This is a genomic window from Acinetobacter sp. AR2-3 (genome assembly GCF_001878775.1).
In the GTDB taxonomy this organism is placed as follows: domain Bacteria; phylum Pseudomonadota; class Gammaproteobacteria; order Pseudomonadales; family Moraxellaceae; genus Acinetobacter; species Acinetobacter lwoffii_D.
On sequence record NZ_MJIQ01000043.1, the window covers coordinates 1 to 20,904 of the forward strand.

17 protein-coding genes, 1 tRNA gene and 1 pseudogene are annotated in these 20,904 nt (G+C 44.1%); 17 read left to right on the forward strand and 2 right to left on the reverse strand.

The features are described from left to right. Positions 1-89: 89 nt before the first annotated feature. From BFN00_RS08105 to BFN00_RS08155, 11 genes and pseudogenes are all read left to right on the forward strand, one after another. Positions 90-305: pseudogene (locus BFN00_RS08105) on the forward strand (EF-Tu C-terminal domain-related protein); the annotation flags it as partial. Positions 306-357: 52 nt separating this feature from the next. Then, positions 358-433: transfer RNA gene (locus tag BFN00_RS08110), tRNA-Trp, on the forward strand. 74 nt (positions 434-507) lie between these two features. After that, on the forward strand, positions 508-948 hold the full coding sequence (gene secE, locus BFN00_RS08115) for a preprotein translocase subunit SecE (protein WP_071851067.1): 441 nt from the start codon (positions 508-510) through the stop codon (positions 946-948). Positions 949-955: 7 nt separating this feature from the next. Further along, a complete protein-coding gene (gene nusG / locus BFN00_RS08120) occupies positions 956-1,489 on the forward strand; it encodes a transcription termination/antitermination protein NusG (RefSeq protein ID WP_004278615.1) in 534 nt (177 codons plus the stop codon). 119 nt (positions 1,490-1,608) lie between these two features. After that, complete coding sequence (gene rplK, locus BFN00_RS08125; RefSeq protein WP_004278614.1) at positions 1,609-2,037, forward strand: 50S ribosomal protein L11; 429 nt, start codon at positions 1,609-1,611, stop codon at positions 2,035-2,037. A 3-nt stretch (positions 2,038-2,040) separates the two neighbouring features. Further along, positions 2,041-2,736, forward strand: coding sequence for a 50S ribosomal protein L1 (gene rplA, locus BFN00_RS08130; RefSeq protein WP_004278613.1), 696 nt, complete (start codon positions 2,041-2,043; stop codon positions 2,734-2,736). Between the two features lie 324 nt (positions 2,737-3,060). Then, entirely contained in the window at positions 3,061-3,567 is a 507-nt protein-coding gene (gene rplJ / locus BFN00_RS08135; protein ID WP_004278612.1) for a 50S ribosomal protein L10, read from the forward strand. 48 nt (positions 3,568-3,615) lie between these two features. Further along, positions 3,616-3,981, forward strand: coding sequence for a 50S ribosomal protein L7/L12 (gene rplL / locus BFN00_RS08140; protein ID WP_004278611.1), 366 nt, complete (start codon positions 3,616-3,618; stop codon positions 3,979-3,981). A 306-nt stretch (positions 3,982-4,287) separates the two neighbouring features. After that, positions 4,288-8,376 (forward strand): DNA-directed RNA polymerase subunit beta, encoded by a 4,089-nt coding sequence (rpoB, locus tag BFN00_RS08145; protein WP_071851069.1) that lies wholly within the window; start codon positions 4,288-4,290, stop codon positions 8,374-8,376. A 151-nt stretch (positions 8,377-8,527) separates the two neighbouring features. Then, entirely contained in the window at positions 8,528-12,718 is a 4,191-nt protein-coding gene (rpoC, locus tag BFN00_RS08150) for a DNA-directed RNA polymerase subunit beta' (RefSeq protein ID WP_004278609.1), read from the forward strand. A 201-nt stretch (positions 12,719-12,919) separates the two neighbouring features. After that, the gene (locus BFN00_RS08155) at positions 12,920-13,285 is read left to right on the forward strand and encodes a glycine zipper domain-containing protein (RefSeq protein ID WP_005108070.1); all 366 of its coding nucleotides are present in this window, start codon (positions 12,920-12,922) and stop codon (positions 13,283-13,285) included. Between the two features lie 57 nt (positions 13,286-13,342). Here BFN00_RS08155 and BFN00_RS08160 read toward each other — a convergent pair whose 3' ends face one another. After that, positions 13,343-13,837 carry a DUF4442 domain-containing protein gene (locus BFN00_RS08160; protein ID WP_212749939.1) on the reverse strand — a complete coding sequence of 165 codons (495 nt, stop codon included), beginning with the start codon at positions 13,835-13,837 and terminating at the stop codon, positions 13,343-13,345. 117 nt (positions 13,838-13,954) lie between these two features. Between BFN00_RS08160 and BFN00_RS08165 the strand changes: the two genes are divergently transcribed. Further along, positions 13,955-14,836 carry an alpha/beta fold hydrolase gene (locus tag BFN00_RS08165; RefSeq protein WP_071851072.1) on the forward strand — a complete coding sequence of 294 codons (882 nt, stop codon included), beginning with the start codon at positions 13,955-13,957 and terminating at the stop codon, positions 14,834-14,836. Positions 14,837-14,936: 100 nt separating this feature from the next. Further along, entirely contained in the window at positions 14,937-16,301 is a 1,365-nt protein-coding gene (locus BFN00_RS08170; RefSeq protein ID WP_005095288.1) for a Na+/H+ antiporter family protein, read from the forward strand. A gap of 92 nt (positions 16,302-16,393) precedes the next feature. On the opposite strand, the gene BFN00_RS08175 is transcribed toward BFN00_RS08170, so the two are convergent. After that, a complete protein-coding gene (locus BFN00_RS08175) occupies positions 16,394-17,095 on the reverse strand; it encodes an IS1 family transposase (RefSeq protein ID WP_004282344.1) in 702 nt (233 codons plus the stop codon). 87 nt (positions 17,096-17,182) lie between these two features. On the opposite strand from BFN00_RS08175, the gene BFN00_RS08180 reads away from it, so the two are divergent. From BFN00_RS08180 to BFN00_RS08195, 4 genes are all read left to right on the forward strand, one after another. Further along, positions 17,183-17,773, forward strand: coding sequence for an OmpW/AlkL family protein (locus BFN00_RS08180; RefSeq protein ID WP_071851079.1), 591 nt, complete (start codon positions 17,183-17,185; stop codon positions 17,771-17,773). Positions 17,774-17,948: 175 nt separating this feature from the next. Beyond that, entirely contained in the window at positions 17,949-18,293 is a 345-nt protein-coding gene (locus BFN00_RS08185; RefSeq protein WP_071851073.1) for a lysozyme inhibitor LprI family protein, read from the forward strand. 163 nt (positions 18,294-18,456) lie between these two features. After that, a complete protein-coding gene (gene htpG / locus BFN00_RS08190) occupies positions 18,457-20,376 on the forward strand; it encodes a molecular chaperone HtpG (RefSeq protein WP_071851076.1) in 1,920 nt (639 codons plus the stop codon). Positions 20,377-20,570: 194 nt separating this feature from the next. Continuing rightward, the gene (locus BFN00_RS08195; RefSeq protein ID WP_071851077.1) at positions 20,571-20,834 is read left to right on the forward strand and encodes a hypothetical protein; all 264 of its coding nucleotides are present in this window, start codon (positions 20,571-20,573) and stop codon (positions 20,832-20,834) included. Positions 20,835-20,904: the final 70 nt, after the last annotated feature.

The window sequence follows — 20,904 nt, forward strand, 5'->3', positions numbered from 1 at the left end:
GGGATGGAAGGTGTGTATAAGAGAAAGGAAAAGAGAATTGAATATTTTTTTTTTGTCTCGTGGGCTCGGAGATGTGTATAAGAGACAGCCTTAACGGTTACCGTCCACAGTTCTACTTCCGTACTACGGACGTAACTGGTGCGATTTCTCTTAAAGAAGGCGTAGAAATGGTAATGCCTGGTGACAACGTTGAGATGTCAGTAGAGTTGATCCATCCGATCGCAATGGACCCTGGTCTACGTTTTGCGATCCGTGAAGGCGGTCGTACAGTGGGTGCTGGTGTAGTTGCTAAAGTGACTGCATAATCATAGAATAAGACAAACAGGTTGGGGTTTAGGCTCCAACTTGTTGTTTTGCAGGTCAGTAGTTCAATTGGTAGAGCGTCGGTCTCCAAAACCGAAAGTTGGGGGTTCGAGTCCCTCCTGACCTGCCAAGTTTTTAAAAAGACGCTTGATGTCGGCAAAATTGGTCATATAATAAGTCGCGAAACCTACGACGAGTACAAAAATGTCGAATGAAAAATCACGCGACGCATTAAGCGAAGCGGCAATTCCTCAAAGAAATAATCCTGCAGTAGATGTAAGTTCTGGTTCTCCATTAGACATGGTTCTATGGGTTATCGCCTTGATTTTATTGGTTGGTGCAATGATGGTAAACCAATATTTACCAGCGTACTGGGCACCTGCGAATGATATTTGGGTGCGCGTTGGGGTGATTTTGGCTTGTATCGTTGCAGCATTCGGTTTATTATACGCCACCCATCAAGGCAAAGGCTTTATTCGTCTGCTGAAAGATGCACGAATTGAGTTGCGTCGAGTGACCTGGCCTACAAAACAAGAGACCATGTCCACATCTTGGCAAGTTCTTGTTGTAGTCGTAATTGCATCTATCTTATTGTGGTGTTTTGATTATATTTTAGGCTGGTTAATGAAGTTTATTATCGGGTAAGAGAGCTATGAAACGTTGGTACATTATTCATGCCTATTCAGGTTATGAAAAACAAGTGATGCGTTCGCTTAATGATCGAATCCAGCGTAGCGCTGTTGCCGATAGCTTTGGTGAAGTCCTTGTTCCTACCGAAGAAGTGGTAGAAATGAAGGATGGCAAGAAGCGTAAATCAGAGCGTAAGTTCTTTCCTGGCTATGTTCTAGTCGAAATGGAAATGAATGATGATACTTGGCACATTGTTAAAGAATGTCCAAAAGTTTTAGGTTTTATTGGTGGTACGGCTGAAAAACCGGCACCGATTACGCAAAAAGAAGCAGATGCGATTCTTGCGCGTGTACGCAATACTGGTGAAGCGCCTCGTCCTAAGACGATGTTTGAACCGGGCGAAGAATTACTCGTGGTTGACGGTCCATTCACAGACTTTAAAGGTGTGGTGGAAGAAGTTCAGTACGAAAAGTCGCGTTTAACGCTGACCATTAATGTATTTAACCGACCAACTCAAGTTGAATTGGAATTTCGTCAAGTCGAAAAATCAGTCTAATTTGTATGGGTTGAAAACGCCTGACTTATTTATAAGTCAGGCATTGTTGTTGTAACGGTATCGTTACTTGAAATCATTGGGGAGCCTTCACCGGCGTTTGCACCCAGAGGTAATTTGAAATGGCTAAGAAGATTGACGGCTATATCAAGCTGCAAGTTCCAGCTGGTAAAGCGAATCCATCTCCACCGATTGGTCCTGCACTAGGTCAACGTGGTGTGAACATCATGGCATTCTGTAAAGAATTCAATGCTGCTACACAAAAAGTTGAAGCTGGTCTGCCAATTCCAGTCGTGATCACTGTGTACAACGACAAGTCGTTCACATTCATCATGAAAACTCCACCTGCTGCTGTTCTTCTTAAGAAAGCTGCTGGTATCCAGAAGGGTTCAGCTGTACCTAACAAAACTAAAGTTGGTAAGTTGACTCGTGCTCAAATCGAAGAAATTGCGACTACTAAAGAACCAGATTTGACTGGTGCTGATTTAGACGCACGTGTACGTACCATTGCTGGTTCTGCGCGTTCTATGGGCTTGGAAGTGGAGCTTTAAGACATGGCTAAATTAACTAAACGTCAAAAAGCGATTGTAGCTGCTGTAGAAGCACACAAAGTTTACACGCTAGAAGAAGCTGTTGCAGTTTTAGAGAGCCTTCCAGCTCCTAAATTCAAAGAATCTCTAGATATCGCGGTAAACCTAGGTGTTGATCCTCGTAAATCTGACCAAGTTGTTCGTGGCGCGACTACACTTCCTGCAGGTACTGGTAAAACTGTACGTGTAGCTGTATTCGCTCAAGGCGCTGCTGCTGAAGCTGCTAAAGCTGAAGGCGCAGACGTTGTTGGTTTCGACGATCTTGCTGAAAGCATCCAAGCGGGTAACCTTGACTTTGACGTAGTAATTGCTGCTCCAGATGCAATGCGCGTTGTAGGTAAACTTGGTACGATCCTTGGTCCACGTGGCTTAATGCCAAACCCTAAAGTGGGTACTGTAACTCCTGACGTTGCTACTGCAGTTAAAAATGCAAAAGCTGGTCAAGCACGTTACCGCGTAGACAAAGCTGGTATTATCCATGCTGCGATCGGTCAGGTAGGTTTTGAAGCTGCTGCTGTTCGTCAAAACGTTGAAGCGCTTGTTGCTGACTTGAAGCGTTTGAAACCTGCTACGTCTAAAGGCGTATACATTCAAAAGATCACTTTGAGCTCAACTATGGGCCCTGGTTTGATCGTTGATGTAGCAAACGTTTCTAAATAAGTCTCGACTTATTACAGAATTTTAAAGCCCTGAAGATGTCTCCTTCTCCCTCTGGAAGAAGGTCGGGAAGAGGGTTAAACCTCTCCCTAGCCCTCTCCTAAAAGGAGAGGGGATAATTTAGGCAAACTTTGAATTGGTAAATGAAAATTTATCAGCGTCAAAGACCGCGGGCGAGGGGAGTTTTATGCTTCTCTCTTAATAGCCCAGCCTGCGTAGACGCGGTGGTGTGATTTGTTCATCCTCCGCGTGTGAGTCCAGTGATGGTCTTGCGAATTGGGAGTGTACTTCGCGTAAGTACATAAATCACCGTTAGGAGGTTTTACAATGGCTCTTCTTATCGAAGGCAAAAAACAGATCGTAGCTGAAGTAGCTGAAGTTGCTTCTACTGCATTTGCTGCTGTTGTTGCTGACTACCAAGGTTTGACTGTAGAGCAGTTAACTACTCTACGTGTTGAAGCGCGTAAACTTGGTGTTACTACACGTATCGTGCGTAACACTTTGGCTAAACGTGCTCTTCAAGATACTCAATTCAATATCTTGAACGACAACCTTGTTGGCCCAACAATCTTAGCTTTCTCGAATTCTGAAGACGACATGGGTGCTGCTGCACGTTTGTTCGAAGAATTCGCTAAAACTAATAAAGCATTTGAACTTAAAGCTGCTGCATTTGATGGCAAACTTTATCAAGGTGCAGAAGTTAGCGTAATCGCGAATCTTCCGAACCAAGAGAAAGCGCTTACTATGCTTGCAAACGTTCTTCAAGCTCCTATTTCGAAATTGGGCCGCTTACTTACAGCGCTTCAAGAGAAAAACGAGTCAGAAGCTGCTTAAGCTCAAACTTAAACACACATCATTCAATACCCATTTGGAGTTAATCTCATGGCTTTAACAAACGAAGAAATCCTAAACGCAGTTGCTGAAAAAACTGTTCTTGAACTTGTTGAACTTATCTCTGCTTTCGAAGAGAAATTCAATGTATCTGCTGCTGCCGTAGCTGTTGCTGCTGGTCCTGCTGCTGCTGCTGCTGAAGAACAAACTGAATTCAATGTTGAATTGACTTCTTTCGGCGCGAACAAAGTTGCTGTAATTAAAGCAGTTCGTGAAGCGACTGGCCTTGGCTTGAAAGAAGCTAAAGACATGGTTGAAGGCGCTCCTGCAGTTCTTAAAGAAGGCGTTTCTAAAGAAGAAGGCGAAGAGCTTAAGAAGAAACTTGAAGAAGCTGGTGCTACAGTTACTCTTAAGTAATTTCTTAAGGGAGCCGGTTTTTTATAATCGGCTCCAAAAATTGGCTGATGGCTCTTGGGTCATCAGCCTTTTTGCGTTACAATAATCGGCTCGATTTTTGTTTGCATGATATAAAAATCATACAAATTGAAAATAAACATAATGAACAAACGTTTACCAATATTTTTCATTAAAAAATATTGATAAGCGTTTTAATACCACTAAAAATTGCAGCATTTGTAAAGAGTGGTGGCCATATCGGCCAGCGTAATTCCTTCTGAGCCCGTTCTGCAGGCGGGCTTGGTTTACACTTTCCGAGGACTCCAGATGGCATACTCATATACCGAAAAGAAACGGATCCGTAAGAATTTTGGTAAATTGCCTAGCGTCATGGATGCTCCGTACTTGCTCGCGATTCAAGTCGACTCGTACAGAACATTCTTACAAGATGGCAAATCACCAAAAAACCGCGAAGATATCGGTCTCCAAGCCGCATTTCGTTCAGTTTTTCCTATTGAAAGTTATTCTGGCAATGCTGCTTTAGAATTTGTTGAGTATAGTCTTGGTAAGCCTGAGTTTGATGTACGCGAATGTATCCTTCGTGGCTCAACTTATGCAGCACCAATGCGTGTAAAAATTCGTTTGATCCTGAAAGATCGTGAAACGAAGTCAATTAAAGACGTACGTGAACAAGAAGTCTATATGGGCGAAATGCCATTGATGACGGATAACGGTACCTTTGTAATTAACGGTACCGAGCGTGTGATCGTGTCACAATTACACCGTTCACCAGGCGTATTCTTTGACCACGATAAAGGCAAGACTCACTCAAGTGGTAAAGTCCTTTATTCAGCGCGTATCATTCCTTACCGTGGTTCATGGTTAGACTTTGAATTCGATGCCAAAGACCTCGTCTATGTACGTATTGACCGTCGTCGTAAATTGCTTGCGACTGTGGTACTTCGTGCCTTGGGTTATAGCAACGAAAACATTCTCGATATGTTCTACGAGAAAGTACCTGTGTATCTTGACATGGGTAGCTACCAGATTGACCTGGTGCCTGAACGTCTGCGTGGCGAAATGGCGCAATTTGACATCCTGGACAAGGATGGCAAGGCAATTGTTGAGCAAGGTAAACGTATCAATGCGCGTCATGTACGTCAAATGGAAGCTTCAGGTCTTGAAAAACTTGCAGTGCCAGATGAGTACCTATATGAGCGTATCACTGCTGAAGACATCCCATTAAAAGATGGTGATGTGATTGCAGCCAATACTGTATTAAGCCATGAAATCATGGTGAAAATTGCAGAAGGCGGCGTGAAGCAATTCAATATTCTGTTCACCAATGATATCGACCGCGGTTCATTCGTTGCAGATTCTCTACGTGCAGATACAACGACTAGTCGTGAAGAAGCATTGGTAGAAATCTACAAAGTGATGCGTCCGGGCGAGCCACCAACAAAAGAAGCTGCTGAAAACTTATTCAATAATTTGTTCTTCTCTTCTGAACGTTATGACTTGTCTCCAGTCGGTCGTATGAAGTTCAACCGTCGTTTGGGTCGTCCTTACGAAGTCGGTACAGACCAGAAGTCACGTGAAGTTGAAGGCATTCTCTCGAACGAAGATATCACTGATGTATTGAAAACATTAGTTGAAATCCGTAACGGTAAAGGTGAAGTCGATGATATCGATCACCTGGGTAACCGTCGTGTTCGTTCTGTTGGTGAAATGACAGAAAACCAATTCCGTGTAGGTCTGGTTCGTGTTGAACGTGCTGTTAAAGAGCGTCTATCGCAAGCTGAAACTGACAACCTGTCTCCGCAAGATTTGATCAATGCGAAACCTGTTGCTGCTGCAATCAAAGAATTCTTTGGTTCAAGCCAGTTGTCTCAGTTTATGGACCAAAACAACCCGTTATCTGAGATTACGCACAAACGTCGTGTTTCTGCGCTTGGTCCCGGCGGTTTGACGCGTGAACGTGCAGGCTTTGAAGTACGTGACGTACATCAAACGCATTACGGTCGTGTATGTCCAATTGAAACACCGGAAGGTCCAAACATTGGTTTGATCAACTCGCTTTCTGTTTATGCGAAATGTAACAACTTTGGTTTCCTGGAAACCCCATACCGTAAAGTTGTTGATGGTCGTGTAACAGATGAAGTTGAATACCTGTCTGCGATTGAAGAAGTAGGCACTGTCATTGCACAGGCCGATTCTGCAATGGATAAAGATGGTAATTTAACAGAAGAGTTTGTATCTGTTCGTCATCAGGGTGACTTCGTACGTATTCCTCCTGAAAAAGTAACGCATATGGATGTATCTGCTCAGCAGGTCGTATCTGTAGCAGCATCACTGATTCCATTCCTAGAACACGATGATGCCAACCGTGCATTAATGGGTTCGAACATGCAACGTCAGGCAGTTCCGACGTTGATTGCTGACAAGCCGCTTGTTGGTACCGGTATGGAAGCGAACGTAGCACATGACTCAGGTGTATGTGTGATCGCTCAGCGTGGTGGTCGTATCGAGTTTGTTGATGCGTCTCGTGTCGTAATTCGTGTGAATGAAGACGAAATGATCGCAGGTGAAGCAGGTGTAGATATCTACAACCTGATCAAATACACCCGTTCGAACCAGAACACTTGTATCAACCAGAAAGTTCTTGTGAACCTGGGCGATAAAGTAGGTCGTGGTGATGTACTGGCTGATGGTCCATCAACAGATGGCGGTGAGCTGGCATTGGGTCAAAACATGCGCGTTGCGTTTATGACCTGGAATGGTTACAACTACGAAGACTCGATCTTGTTATCTGAGCGTGTACTTCAGGAAGACCGTTTAACGTCTATTCATATCCAGGAATTGTCATGTGTTGCACGTGATACCAAACTGGGTGCGGAAGAAATCACTGCTGATATTCCAAACGTAGGTGAAGCTGCTCTGTCTAAACTGGACGAGTCAGGTATCGTTTACATCGGTGCTGAAGTAACTGCTGGTGATATCCTGGTTGGTAAAGTAACCCCTAAAGGTGAAACACAGCTTACTCCGGAAGAAAAATTGCTACGTGCAATCTTCGGTGAAAAAGCGGCTGACGTAAAAGACTCATCTCTACGTGTTCCATCAGGTACCAAAGGTACAGTGATTGACGTTCAAGTGTTTACACGTGACGGTCTTGAAAAAGACGAACGTGCTCAAGCAATTGAAAAAGCGCAGTTAGATGCATACCGTAAAGACTTGAAAGAAGAATTCAAAATCTTTGAAGAAGCTGCACGTGAACGTGTAATCCGTCTACTGAATGGCCAAGAGTCGAATGGTGGCGGTACAACTAAACGTGGCGACAAACTGTCTGAAGATGTGTTGTCTGGTTTAGAGCTTGTTGATCTTCTTGAAATTCAGCCAGTTGATGAAGCAATTGCTGAGCGTTTAACTCAAATTCAAGTGTTCTTGAAAGAGAAGAGCTTTGAAATTGACGAGAAATTTGCTGAGAAAAAACGCAAACTTTCTACAGGCGATGAACTGACGACTGGCGTATTGAAAGTAGTTAAAGTTTATCTTGCTGTAAAACGTCGTATCCAGCCGGGTGATAAGATGGCGGGTCGTCACGGTAACAAAGGTGTTGTATCAAACATCTTGCCGGTAGAAGACATGCCACATGATGCCAACGGTGTACCTGTTGATATCGTATTGAACCCGCTTGGCGTACCATCGCGTATGAACGTGGGTCAGATTCTTGAAACTCACTTGGGTATGGCGGCGAAAGGTCTTGGCGATCAAATCGACAAGATGATGAAAGAGCAACGTACTGTACTTGAGCTTCGTGATTTCCTAGACAAGATTTACAACAAAGTTGGTGGCGAGCAAGAAGATCTTGATAGCTTGACTGATGAAGAAATCTTGAAACTTTCTGGCAACTTGCGTGCTGGTGTGCCTTTGGCTACTCCGGTATTCGATGGTGCTGAAGAAGGTCAGATCAAAGAGTTGTTACAACTTGCAGGCCTGTCTAGTACTGGTCAGACAGTATTATATGATGGTCGTACTGGTGAGCGTTTCGATCGTCCGGTAACTGTTGGTTACATGTACATGCTGAAACTGAACCACTTGGTTGATGACAAGATGCATGCGCGTTCAACTGGTTCTTACTCTCTAGTTACGCAACAGCCGCTTGGTGGTAAAGCACAATTCGGTGGTCAGCGTTTCGGTGAGATGGAAGTCTGGGCACTAGAAGCTTACGGTGCAGCATATACGCTACAAGAAATGCTGACTGTGAAATCGGATGACGTTGAAGGCCGTACCCGTATCTACAAGAACATTGTAGATGGCAACCATTATATGGACCCGGGCATGCCTGAATCGTTCAACGTATTGACCAAAGAGATCCGTTCTTTAGGTATCAACATTGAACTGAAAAATGGTGACTAATTAGTTCCATTGAATCTCCCCAAACCCCTCTTTGATAAAGAGGGCTTCCCCCTTAACAAAGGGGGACTGAGGGGGATTAAAATTCAGTTAAAAAACAATATTTGTGACCCAGTTGTTGAGTGAAAATCTCCACAACACACGGAGAAAAAAATTGAAAGACTTGCTCGATATCATGCGCAAAAAGACGGATTCAGACGGTCATGCTCCAGTAGAGTTTGACCGCATCCGTATTGGTCTTGCGTCACCAGAAATGATTAAGTCATGGTCTCACGGTGAAGTTAAAAAGCCAGAAACCATTAACTATCGTACGTTCAAGCCTGAACGTGATGGTTTGTTCTGTGCCAAAATCTTTGGTCCAGTGAAAGATTACGAATGCTTGTGTGGTAAATACAAGCGTATGAAATACAAAGGCGTCATTTGTGAAAAATGTGGCGTTGAAGTAACAACTGCGAAAGTTCGTCGTGAGCGTATGGGTCACATCGAGCTGGCATCTCCAGTTGCACACATCTGGTTCTTGAAATCATTGCCTAGCCGTATCGGTCTATTATTAGACATGACGCTACGTGATATCGAACGCGTATTGTATTTCGAATCTTATGTAGTGACCGATCCGGGTATGACTCCATTTGAGAAATACCAACTTCTAAACGATGAAGAATACTTCAATGCATTAGAAGAACACGGTGATGAATTCACAGCGAAAATGGGTGCTGAAGCGGTTCAAGACTTGTTGAAAGACATCGATCTTGAAGCTGAAATTGCGCGTCTTCGTGAAGAAATTCCTGTTACAACTTCAGAAACCAAGCTGAAAAAAGCGTCTAAGCGTTTGAAGTTGATGGAAGCATTCAACGATTCGAACAACAAGCCAGAATGGATGGTGTTAACTGTACTTCCAGTTCTTCCACCAGACCTTCGTCCGCTTGTACCACTTGAAGGTGGTCGTTTCGCGACTTCTGACCTGAACGATCTTTATCGTCGTGTGATCAACCGTAACAACCGTTTGAAGCGTCTTCTTGACCTTGCAGCGCCAGACATCATCGTACGTAACGAAAAACGTATGTTACAAGAGTCTGTAGATGCATTGCTAGATAACGGTCGTCGTGGTCGTGCAATTACCGGTTCGAACAAGCGTCCGCTTAAATCTTTGGCAGACATGATCAAAGGTAAGCAAGGTCGTTTCCGTCAAAACTTACTTGGTAAGCGTGTTGACTACTCTGGTCGTTCGGTAATTACTGTTGGTCCAAACCTGCGTTTGCACCAATGTGGTCTTCCGAAGAAAATGGCACTTGAACTGTTCAAGCCATTCATTTTCGCGAAACTACAAGCTTCTGGTCAAGCAACTACCATTAAAGCTGCGAAGAAAATGGTTGAGCGTGAAACCCCAGAAGTTTGGGACGTTCTTGCTCACGTGATTCGTCAACATCCAGTAATGTTGAACCGTGCGCCAACACTTCACCGTCTGGGTCTTCAAGCATTTGAACCGATCCTGATCGAAGGTAAAGCGATCCGTCTACACCCACTCGTATGTGCTGCGTTTAACGCCGACTTCGATGGTGACCAAATGGCGGTACACGTACCATTAACACTTGAAGCTCAGCTTGAAGCTCGTGCGTTAATGATGTCGACGAATAACATCTTGTCTCCAGCGAATGGTGAGCCAATCATCGTACCGTCTCAGGACGTTGTCTTGGGCTTGTATTACATCACGCGTGATGCAATTAATGCTAAAGGTGAAGGCATGGTGTTCGCGGATACTCACGAAGTAAACCGTGCACTAGCAACAGGTCAGGTTGATCTACACGCTCGCGTTAAAGCACGTGTACACCAGACTGTCATCGACGAAGACGGTAACCGTGAACAGCAAACCATTATTGTAGATACGACGCCTGGTCGCTGCCTGCTTTGGGAAGTTGTACCTGAAGGGATGGATTTCCAGCAAATTAACGTTGAGATGACCAAGAAAAATATCTCGAAGTTAATTAACTCTTGCTACCGTAAATTGGGTCTGAAAGATACTGTTATCTTCGCTGACCAGTTGATGTACTTGGGCTTCCGTCAAGCGACGCGTTCAGGTGTATCTGTCGGTATGGAAGACATGGTTATTCCACCGCAAAAACAAGCAATTATTGGTAAAGCGGAAGCTGAAGTTCGTGAAATCGAACAACAGTTCGAACAAGGTTTCGTAACTGCCGGCGAACGTTATAACAAAGTGGTCGATATTTGGGCACGTACCAATGACCAGGTTGCTAAAGCGATGATGGACAACTTGTCATTCACGACTGTTAAAAACAAACAGGGTGAAGACGAGAAGCAAAAATCATTCAACTCGATCTATATGATGTCTGACTCAGGTGCCCGTGGTTCGGCAGCTCAGATTCGTCAGTTGGCGGGTATGCGTGGTTTGATGGCGAAGCCGGATGGCTCGATCATTGAAACGCCTATTAAAGCGAACTTCCGTGAAGGTTTGACCGTACTTCAGTACTTCATCTCGACACACGGTGCGCGTAAAGGTTTGGCCGATACAGCATTGAAGACTGCGAACTCTGGTTACTTGACTCGTCGTCTGGTAGACGTTGCGCAAGACTTGGTCATTACCGAGCCGGATTGTGGTACGTATGACGGTCTGGTCATGACTCCGTTCATTCAAGGTGGCGATGTCATCGAAAACCTGGGTGCACGAGTATTGGGTCGTGTGGTTGCTGAAGATGTGAAACGTGTAGGTACAGACGAAGTTCTGCTTCCACGTAATACGTTAATTGACGAGAAATTGGCGACGTTTATCGAAAGCCAGGGTGTCGACGAAATTAAAGTACGTTCAGTCGTGAACTGTGCGTCTACCTTCGGTGTATGTGCGAAATGTTACGGTCGTGACCTAGCACGTGGTCATCAGGTGAACCCGGGTGAGTCTGTTGGTGTAATGGCAGCTCAATCGATTGGTGAGCCAGGTACACAGTTAACGATGCGTACCTTCCACGTCGGTGGTGCTGCGAGCCGAACTTCTGCTGCAAACAGTGTACAAGTTCGTAACCAAGGTACAGTACGTTTCCACAACGTGAAAACAGTACAACATGCCAAAGGTCATTTGGTGTCGACTTCACGTTCAGGTGAAATCGGTATTGCGGATGATTTAGGTCGTGAGCGCGAGCGCTATAAACTGCCTTACGGTGCCTCTATCTTGCTGAAAGATGGCGAAGCTGTAGAAGCAGGCGGTATTGTGGCGACTTGGGATCCGCATACACATCCATTGGTAACAGAAGTTGCTGGTAAAGTACGTTTCAGCCAGATTGCTGATGGCGTGACGGTTACTTCTAAAACTGATGATGCAACAGGTATGTCAACCATCGAAATCTTGCCAGTGACTTCACGTCCTGCGTCAGGTAAAGATTTGCGTCCTGCTGTTGTGTTGGATACCGTTGATGGTGGTGAACAGTTCTACTTCCTGCCACAGAACACGATTCTTTCTGTTCGCGATGGCGAAACGATTGGTGTCGGTGATGTCATCGGTCGTGTACCACAAGAAACTTCACGTACCCGTGATATTACCGGTGGTCTGCCGCGTGTAGCTGACTTGTTCGAAGCACGTAAGCCGAAAGAGCATGCAATCCTTGCAGAAGTGTCGGGTGTTGTAAGCTTTGGTAAAGAGACCAAAGGTAAGAACCGTCTGGTGATTACGCCGGATGATGGCTCTGAGATTTATGAAGAGCTGATTCCGAAATGGCGTACCATTAACGTGTTCGAAGGCGAACATGTGAACCGTGGTGAAACTATTTCTGATGGTCCACAGAACCCGCACGATATCTTACGTTTGAAAGGCGAAGTTGCGCTTACAAACTACATCGTGAACGAAGTTCAGGACGTATACCGTCTGCAAGGTGTAAAAATCAACGACAAGCATATTGAAGTCATCGTACGTCAAATGCTGCGTAAAGTTGATATCACTGATGGTGGCGATACCAGCTTCATCAAAGGCGAACAAGTGGATTACATCCGCGTTGTTCAAGAAAACCAAGCAGTTCTTGCACAAAACAAGTTCCCTGCGAAGTTTGAACGTCAATTGATGGGTATTACCAAAGCATCGCTTTCTACTGACTCGTTCATCTCTGCTGCATCGTTCCAGGAAACCACGCGTGTGTTAACTGAAGCGGCTGTAACAGGTAAAGAAGATGACTTACGTGGCTTGAAAGAGAACGTGGTTGTAGGTCGTCTGATCCCAGCGGGTACAGGTTTGGCTTACCACCTAGAGCGTCGTCGTCAAGAAGCAGAAGCTGCAGAATTTGAATTGCACAATGACTTCTCTGATGTAGATCAAGCTCTAAGCCAGGCATTTAACGAAGAATTCTAATTCGAGTTAAAGCTGAGAAAAGAGACGCCTTCGGGCGTCTTTTTTTGTCTGAAATTTATAAATAGGACATCTGGAACAGAAGAATAATCCATTGATATTTACAAAACTCAGCAGGAATACCGAGAGAAGTAACACGCTACAGATTTTAGTTTCATAAAATGAAGATAAGCTTAATTAAAGCAAGACAGGAAGGCCAAGGTCATGAAAAAATTAATGGGTGTTATGGCAGTTGCCACTCTTTCCACCTTTATGTTGGCGGGTTGTGAAAGTATGTCTGCCAATGAGCAACGGATCGGTGCTGCAGCCCTGGGTGGTGCAGTCGGTGGTGGTGTCGGTAATAAAGTCGGCGGTGGCGTTGGTGCAGCTGTAGGTGGTGGTGCCGGTGCAGCAGTAGGTAGTAAATCCCAAGGCGGTTCAAACCGTAATGCGACCTATAGTGGTGTAGGTGGTGCTGTTGGTTCAGCAGTCGGTAAAAGCATCTTCGGTGGTAATGCGGGTGCTGCAATTGGTGGTGCAATCGGTGGTGGTGCCGGTGCTGCGATTGAACAGGATAACCGTCGTCGTTAAGTCGAAAGTTACTTCAGATTCATCTAGATTTAAAAGCGCCAATGTGGCGCTTTTATCTTATTTAGGAGCGTTAATTTTCCCTTTGCTCTGTTTCCGCCGGATATAGACCGTTTTCTCTACCTCAGCAATTCTGACCCCGGCTTCATCATAAATATTCAGCTGATAATGTCGATACACTGGCGCATTATCGGCCGCCAGATTGATAATCGTGGTAATTTCTTCAGCAGAAATCCGAATATCCGCCACCACTGTGCCGCGACCCGGTGCCAAAAACTGAATGCTGGCGCCTTTATCCCAGACCAGATACTTCGGCCCCAAATGATGCATTAGCAATAACATATAAAAGGGATCGACCATCGAATACAGGCTGCCACCAAAATGCACACCGACAATATTTTGGTTCTTACGGGTCAGCGGCATTTTGACCCGAACATGATAATTATTAAAATCAATCTTATCAATTTCGATGCCTGCACCACGATAAGGGGCATAACGGTTCAGAATAAATTTTGAAACCAGAGGCAGTTTTTGAATTTTCTGGAATAGGCTCATACTGACATTCTTTTTGCGGCTGTGATTATGCATACTAGAGCAACAAAAATGCGCTGGCATTGATCAATCATGCCGATTTATAAACTAAGCGGTCAATAATAAAAACAGGATCAAAAGATGGAAACACAAGTGCAATGGGTCGATACCACGGATCAGCAGTGTCTCTGTGTCAAAACTTATGGACAACCCGAACAGCCGGCCTTGGTACTGGTTCATGGCTATCCTGATCATCAAGCGGTTTGGGAGCCAGTCATTGCTCATTTGAGTCAGGATTATTTTGTGGTGACCTATGATGTCCGTGGCGCAGGGGAGTCCAGTATTCCCAAAAAAATCTCCGATTACCGCTTGGCCCGTTTAAGTCAGGATCTGGAAGAGGTGGTGAATAAGGTATTGCCGAATCGAGCTTTTCATCTGGCTGCGCATGACTGGGGCTCAATTCAGTCCTGGGAATCTGTCACCGATCCACGCTTTAAAGGGCGAATTCTGTCTTATAGCACCTTATCTGGGCCATGTCTGGATCATGCCGCTTTCTGGATGCGTGAACAGTTCCAGCAAAACAAAGCAAAATTTTTAAAGCAAATGAGCAAATCTTGGTATATCGCGATGTTTCAGTTGCCTTTAGTGGCGCCGTTGGCCTGGAATTTTTTTAATCCGCAGCGTTGGGGCAAGATCGTGCAGCAACTGGAAAGACACGATGATCTGCCACTCAACCCGCATATTGTCAAAGATGGCAAATATGGTGTGAACCTGTATCGGGCCAATTTTTTGCCACGCTTAGCTCAACCACGGCAGCGTTTTGCCATCTGTCCGGTACAGGCGATTGTGCTGAAATATGACCAGTTTGTCGGGCCAGATCTGGTTGATGAAATGTCAAAATGGGTGGATGATTTCTCGAAAGTAGAACTGGCTGCCAATCACTGGGCGATCCTGAGTCAACCGGAGCAAGTGGCTCAATTGATTGATGAGTTTATTCAGCGTAAATCTGCTGACATTCATTGACAGGCCACTCCGCGAAACATGACCCGACCAGAAAAAAGTGGCGGAATTTTTATCCGCATTTTCTGATAAAATAGCCGCTTTCTCTCTATTCCGATTCATTATGTTCGCAATTCTTGCTGCTATTGGAGTCATGTTCGGACTCTCGTTGGCACGTGTACCTGTGGTTTTTGCCCTGGTCATTGGTGCTGTTACAGGTGGTTTATTGGCAGGTCTAGGCCTGCAGGGAACCTTGGATGCGTTTAACAATGGCTTGGGTGGTGGTGCTAAAATTGCCTTGGCTTACGGTATTTTAGGTGCATTTGCTTTGGCTCTGGCACGTTCGGGTTTACCGGATTTACTGGCTTATAAAATGATCAGTACCTTAAAAGGTGAGGCCGATTTTAAAGCGCAAAACCGGGTGAAATATCTGATCTTTTTCACAGTTGCTATTGCTGCCGTGTTCTCGCAGAACGTCATTCCCGTGCATATTGCCTTTATTCCGGTACTGATTCCGCCACTATTGGCTGTATTTAACCACTTAAAGCTCGACCGTCGTTTGATTGCCTGTTTGCTGACCTTTGGTCTGGTAGGCACCTATATGCTGATTCCGGTCGGTTTTGGTGCCATCTTCCTGAATGATATTCTGGGTCATAACATCAATACTTTTGGTAAGCCATATGGATTTGAAATTAGCTATGACCAGATTCCATCTGCGATGGCAATTCCAGTATTCGGTATGTTTGTGGGCTTATTGGTGGCGATCTTTATTAGCTATCGCAAACCACGCCAATATCAAGATATTCATGTCCAAGAGCAGCAAAGTATTTCTGCTGAACTGGGTGTGGCTGAACAGGTTAAACCGCAGATTGCCAAATTTACCATCTGGATGGCAGGTCTTGCAGTTATTGCCACATTGGCGGTACAGCTTTATTCAGACTCGATGATTCTGGCTGGTCTGGTCGGTGTCGCGATCCTGAGTTGTGCCGGGATCTTTAAATGGAAAGAAGCGGATGATGTGATCATTACCGGTATGCGCATGATGGCGCTGGTTGGCTTTATCATGATTGCGGCACAAGGCTTTGCCGCGGTGATTGAAGCGACTAATCAGGTACCAACCTTGGTTGAAGCATCAGTGAACTGGATTGGTGATAGCCAGGCATTGGCTGCCTTCCTGATGCTGTTGATTGGTTTGCTAATTACCCTAGGCATTGGTTCGTCTTTCTCAACCATTCCCATTCTGGCGATTATTTATGTTCCGCTGTGTATCCAGTTTGGTTTCAGCCCTGCGGCGACCATTGCGATTATCGGGACTGCGGCGGCTTTAGGCGATGCCGGCTCTCCAGCGTCAGATTCAACTCTAGGCCCAACATCTGGTCTGAATATGGATGGTCAGCATGACCATATGAAGGATAGTGTGGTTCCAACCTTCATTCATTTTAATATTCCGCTTATCATCTTTGGCTGGATTGCAGCCATGGTTCTGTAAGTCCTTTTTAATCTGCTCTGATATAAATCGGAGCAGATTTGCCTAGATTTAAAATAAATTATAAGGGTGGTGTTTTAAAAAGTATGCTGACATTAAATGAAGCCATTATTGATGTAAAAGAAGGTTAAGTCGAAGGCTTTAAAATGGTTTTCAAGCTTTTTGGAGAAATTACAACTTCTTCTAAAACCACGCCTTATTCGATGCCTTATTTTGCAATTATTACCTTCAATTCCTACAGTAAAAAACTTACCAATACTTTGCTTGCAGTTTTTAAAAGCAGTGATGAAACTGTCCCAATGATCACTTGCAATTCGGGTGTAGTGAATACCTAATTGTTTAAGCTTTGTCTTCAACCTTTGGACTGTAGCTAAATCTCTCTTACCCCAAACATAAGCAACAATCTCACCTGTTTCTCGATGGTAGGCGTAAATAAGCCATTGTTTATTATTTTTATTTCCAACAAAAGTCCAGAATTCATCTACTTCGAGAGATTCATAATGACTTTGTTTAGGCTGAATTTGATAGGCCGATTCAGTTAAAGTCCGTAAGACTTTACCGATACTAATGCGCTCAACTTCAGCGATATCTCGTATACCGCTGCCTCTGACCATTAACTGTAATATTTTACGAGTAATGCCAGAATTACATCCTAGATAGCTCAGAGCATGGTCACCAATAAACTGACGTTTGCAGTCTTTGCATTGGTAGTTTTGTTTCCCATCTACTTTGATGCCATTTTTCTTTATACTGTCACTGAGGCAGGTTGGACATTTGATTTCTAGAGTTATTTGCATTTCTCTATTTTATCAAAATTCAACCTGCTTTTTTTTAGCATACTTTTTGATACACCACCAATTATTCTTCCTATGGGGTATTTTAAAATGTTAAAGCAAGCTGCTCTAATTGCATTAATGGGTCTTTCTGCATCTGCGATGGCAGGTCAATGGCAGGTGAAAGTTGGTGCCAGCTCTTTAGCACCATCAAGTGACACTGAAATTGCACCAGGTTTAATCGTAGAAGCAGATCAAGAATATGGTTTTACGCCTTCAGTCGAATACTTCTTTAATGACAATATCTCGGCAGAATTATTATTGGCTACCCCGTTTAACCATGACATTTCTGCTCAGGGTCTAGGGAAAATTGCCAAGATTAAACATCTTCCACCAACTATTACCGCTAAATATCACTTTAAAAATGCAACACGCTTTACGCCATATATTGGTGTAGGTGGCACAGCTTTTATTGCTTGGGATGAAGAAGGTCTGGCTAAAGATGTGAAAGAGGAATTTGGTTTGGCAGGTCAGGTCGGTTTTAATTATCAGCCAGCCGATGCCAAAAACTGGGGGGTATTTGCTGACGTGCGCTATGCAGATTTGAGTCCTGAAGTGACATTAGATGATGCTGATAATACTAAATTCGACTTGAATATTGATCCTTGGGTTTACACGATCGGTTATAGCTACAAGTTCTAAATTCTAGCCTTGCTCAACAAAAAAGCCTCATCTTGAATGAGGCTTTTTTTTCAAAATAACAACGATTTATAACTTATTGAAATTGAGCAGATCGGCAATGTTCAACTATATTAAAACGAATAAAGCAAATATTAATTGAATACGACTTAATAATTGAATAATAAGGAAGATCAGCATGAAGTTTTTAAGCCAAGGTATTGTGATCTTCTTCAGCCTGCTGGCAGGGTCTGCCTATGCGGCAAGTTTTGATTGTCAGAAAGCTGAAACCGTGACAGAGAAAGCGATTTGTGAACATCGTCTGCTCAATGATGCCGATGTCAAGATGAGTACCAGCTATCATATTTTACGCCGTATAGTGCCTATGGGAACCCGTTCGGTGATCCAGCGTGATCAGGTGAAATGGCTACAGTTCCGTGACCGCTGTCAGGAATCTGTGTCCTGTCTGAGTCAGGTCTATAATATGCGTCAGCAGCAAATAGACCTGCAATTTCAACGTATTTATAAGCTTGGGCCTTATTAAGCCTTAAACCTAAGCCTTTACAAATCCAAGTCATTTTAGATCAAGAGATCCTTTATAAAATATCTTGAGAAAAAATATACAACTGGCTATTGAAAATTTAGTAACTCACTCCATTCATATAGGCAACAGTATTGACCTGTATTTAAAATAAAAGGAGTGATTAATGAGCGAGTCTAGCGCACAAAAACATAGTTTCCAGGCTGAAGTGGCTCAGTTACTACATCTCGTGACCCATTCGCTTTATTCAAACCCTGAAATTTTCCTACGCGAATTGATCTCGAATGCCTCAGATGCATGTGACAAATTACGTTTTGAAGGGATTAACCATCCTGAATTTTATGAAAATGATCCTGATCTGCGCGTTCGTGTCAGTCTGGATGCAGACAATAAAACCATTACCATTTCAGACAACGGGATTGGCTTGAGCGAGCAGGAAGCCATTGATAATTTAGGGACTATTGCCAAATCAGGCACCAAAGACTTTATGTCCAAACTGACCGGCGATCAAAAAGCTGATGCCCAGCTAATTGGCCAGTTTGGTGTCGGTTTCTATTCCGGTTTTATTGTGGCTGACAAGATCACGGTAGAATCGCGTCGTGCTGGCACAGATGTCTCTGAAGGGGTGCGCTGGATCAGTGGTGGTACTGGTGAGTTCGAAGTTGAACAGATCACGAAACAAGGACGTGGTACCGATATTATTCTGCACTTACGTGACGATGCGCTGGATTATCTGCAAAGCTATAAAGTGAAGCAGATTATCAATAAATATTCAGACCACATCAGCCTGCCAATCCAGATGCAAAAAGAAGTCTGGCAGGAAGAAGAAGCGGCTGAAGGTGAAACATCTAAAGGTGGCCAGTATGTCAAAACCGATGAGTGGGAAGCCATTAACTCGGCCAGCGCATTATGGACTCGTAACAAGTCTGAAATCACTGAAGAGCAGTATGTCGAGTTCTACAAGAACTTAAGCCATGATTTCGCAGCGCCATTGGCTTGGGCGCATAATCGGGTGGAAGGCAGCACTGAATATACCCAGTTATTATATATTCCAAGCAAAGCGCCACATGATATTTTCACCCGTGAATCCAAAGCGGGTATCAAACTGTATGTGAAACGCGTGTTCATTATGGATGATGCAGATAACCTGATTCCAAACTATCTGCGCTTTGTACAGGGTGTGGTGGACAGTGCCGATCTGCCATTGAACGTGAGTCGTGAATTACTGCAAGAAAGCCGTGATGTAAAAACCATCCGTGAAGGCAATACCCGCCGTATCCTGACCATTTTGGATAATCTGGCTAAATCTGAAGATGAAAAAGATCAGGCAAACTTTAAGACTTTCTATCAGGAATTTGCTTCAGTATTGAAAGAAGGTCTGGGTGAAGATTTCAGTAACCGTGAACGTATCTTGAAACTGCTACGTTATGCAACGTCGACCAATGATGAAGTCAGCACGTCATTGGCAGACTATAAAGCACGTATGCAAGAGGGCCAAAAAGCCATCTATTATGTGACTGCAGATAGCCTGAATGCTGCGAAGAATTCACCACAGCTGGAATTGTTCAAGAAAAAAGGCATTGAAGTTCTGTTAATGACTGAACGCGTAGATGAATGGGCGATGAACTTTGTGAATGAGTTCGATGGTACGCCGTTGCAAAACGTGTCTAAGGGTGCAGTGGACTTGGGTGACCTTCAGGATGCCGAAGAGAAAAAAGCACTTGAAGCAGCTGCCTTAGAGTTTAAACCGGTGGTGGATAAGCTCACAGACTCACTCAAAGACAAGACCAAGGAAGTAAGGGTGACGACGCGTCTGGTCGATTCTCCGGCTTGTCTGGTGACGGGCGAAGGTGAGTTGTCTCCGCAGCTGATTCGTATGCTGAAAGATGCGGGTCAGCCTGTGCCGGATATCAAGCCGATTCTGGAAATTAACCCGGAACATCCGTTGGTGAAAAAACTGGATGGCTCGGCGCAGTTTGATGATCTGGCCAATGTGATCTTTGACCAGGCGGTGATTGCAGAAGGTGGATTACCAGAAAATCCTGCTGAATATGTCAAGCGAATTAATAGTTTGCTGCTTGCTTAAGTGCTGATGTATTGAATGAGAAAATCCCTCTTAGGAGGGATTTTTTATGTCTGCTTCATTTTTCAATTCTAGAAATGATCTGGAAAAACGATAGACAGGATAAAAAAATACCTTCGAATCATAAATCTATATTTTGGATTACTAATTAATTTTTAATTTATAATTACGATTATAAAGCAAAGAGAGAGAATGTTATGAAATCTAAGCTGATGATCAGTATGGGCGCTGTAATCCTGATGTCGATGAGCCAGTTTAGTCTAGCGGCACCTGCTGCAGAAAAAGTGGTACGCACAGATCGCATTAGCTTTTATAAAACAGCAAAAGTAAACGTAACAAAACCGAAACGTGTACAACGTAGCGATCATATTCGCTTCAATATGCCGGTGATGGAACAACCCTCATTGCAGCAAAAACGTGTGCTACGCAGTGATCGTATTATCTTGAATAAAACCAGCTAATACTTGCCACGCTGATTGCCTCAGTAATATTGAAAAAAGCCCATGAATGATGTAATGCCAGTCAGTTAAG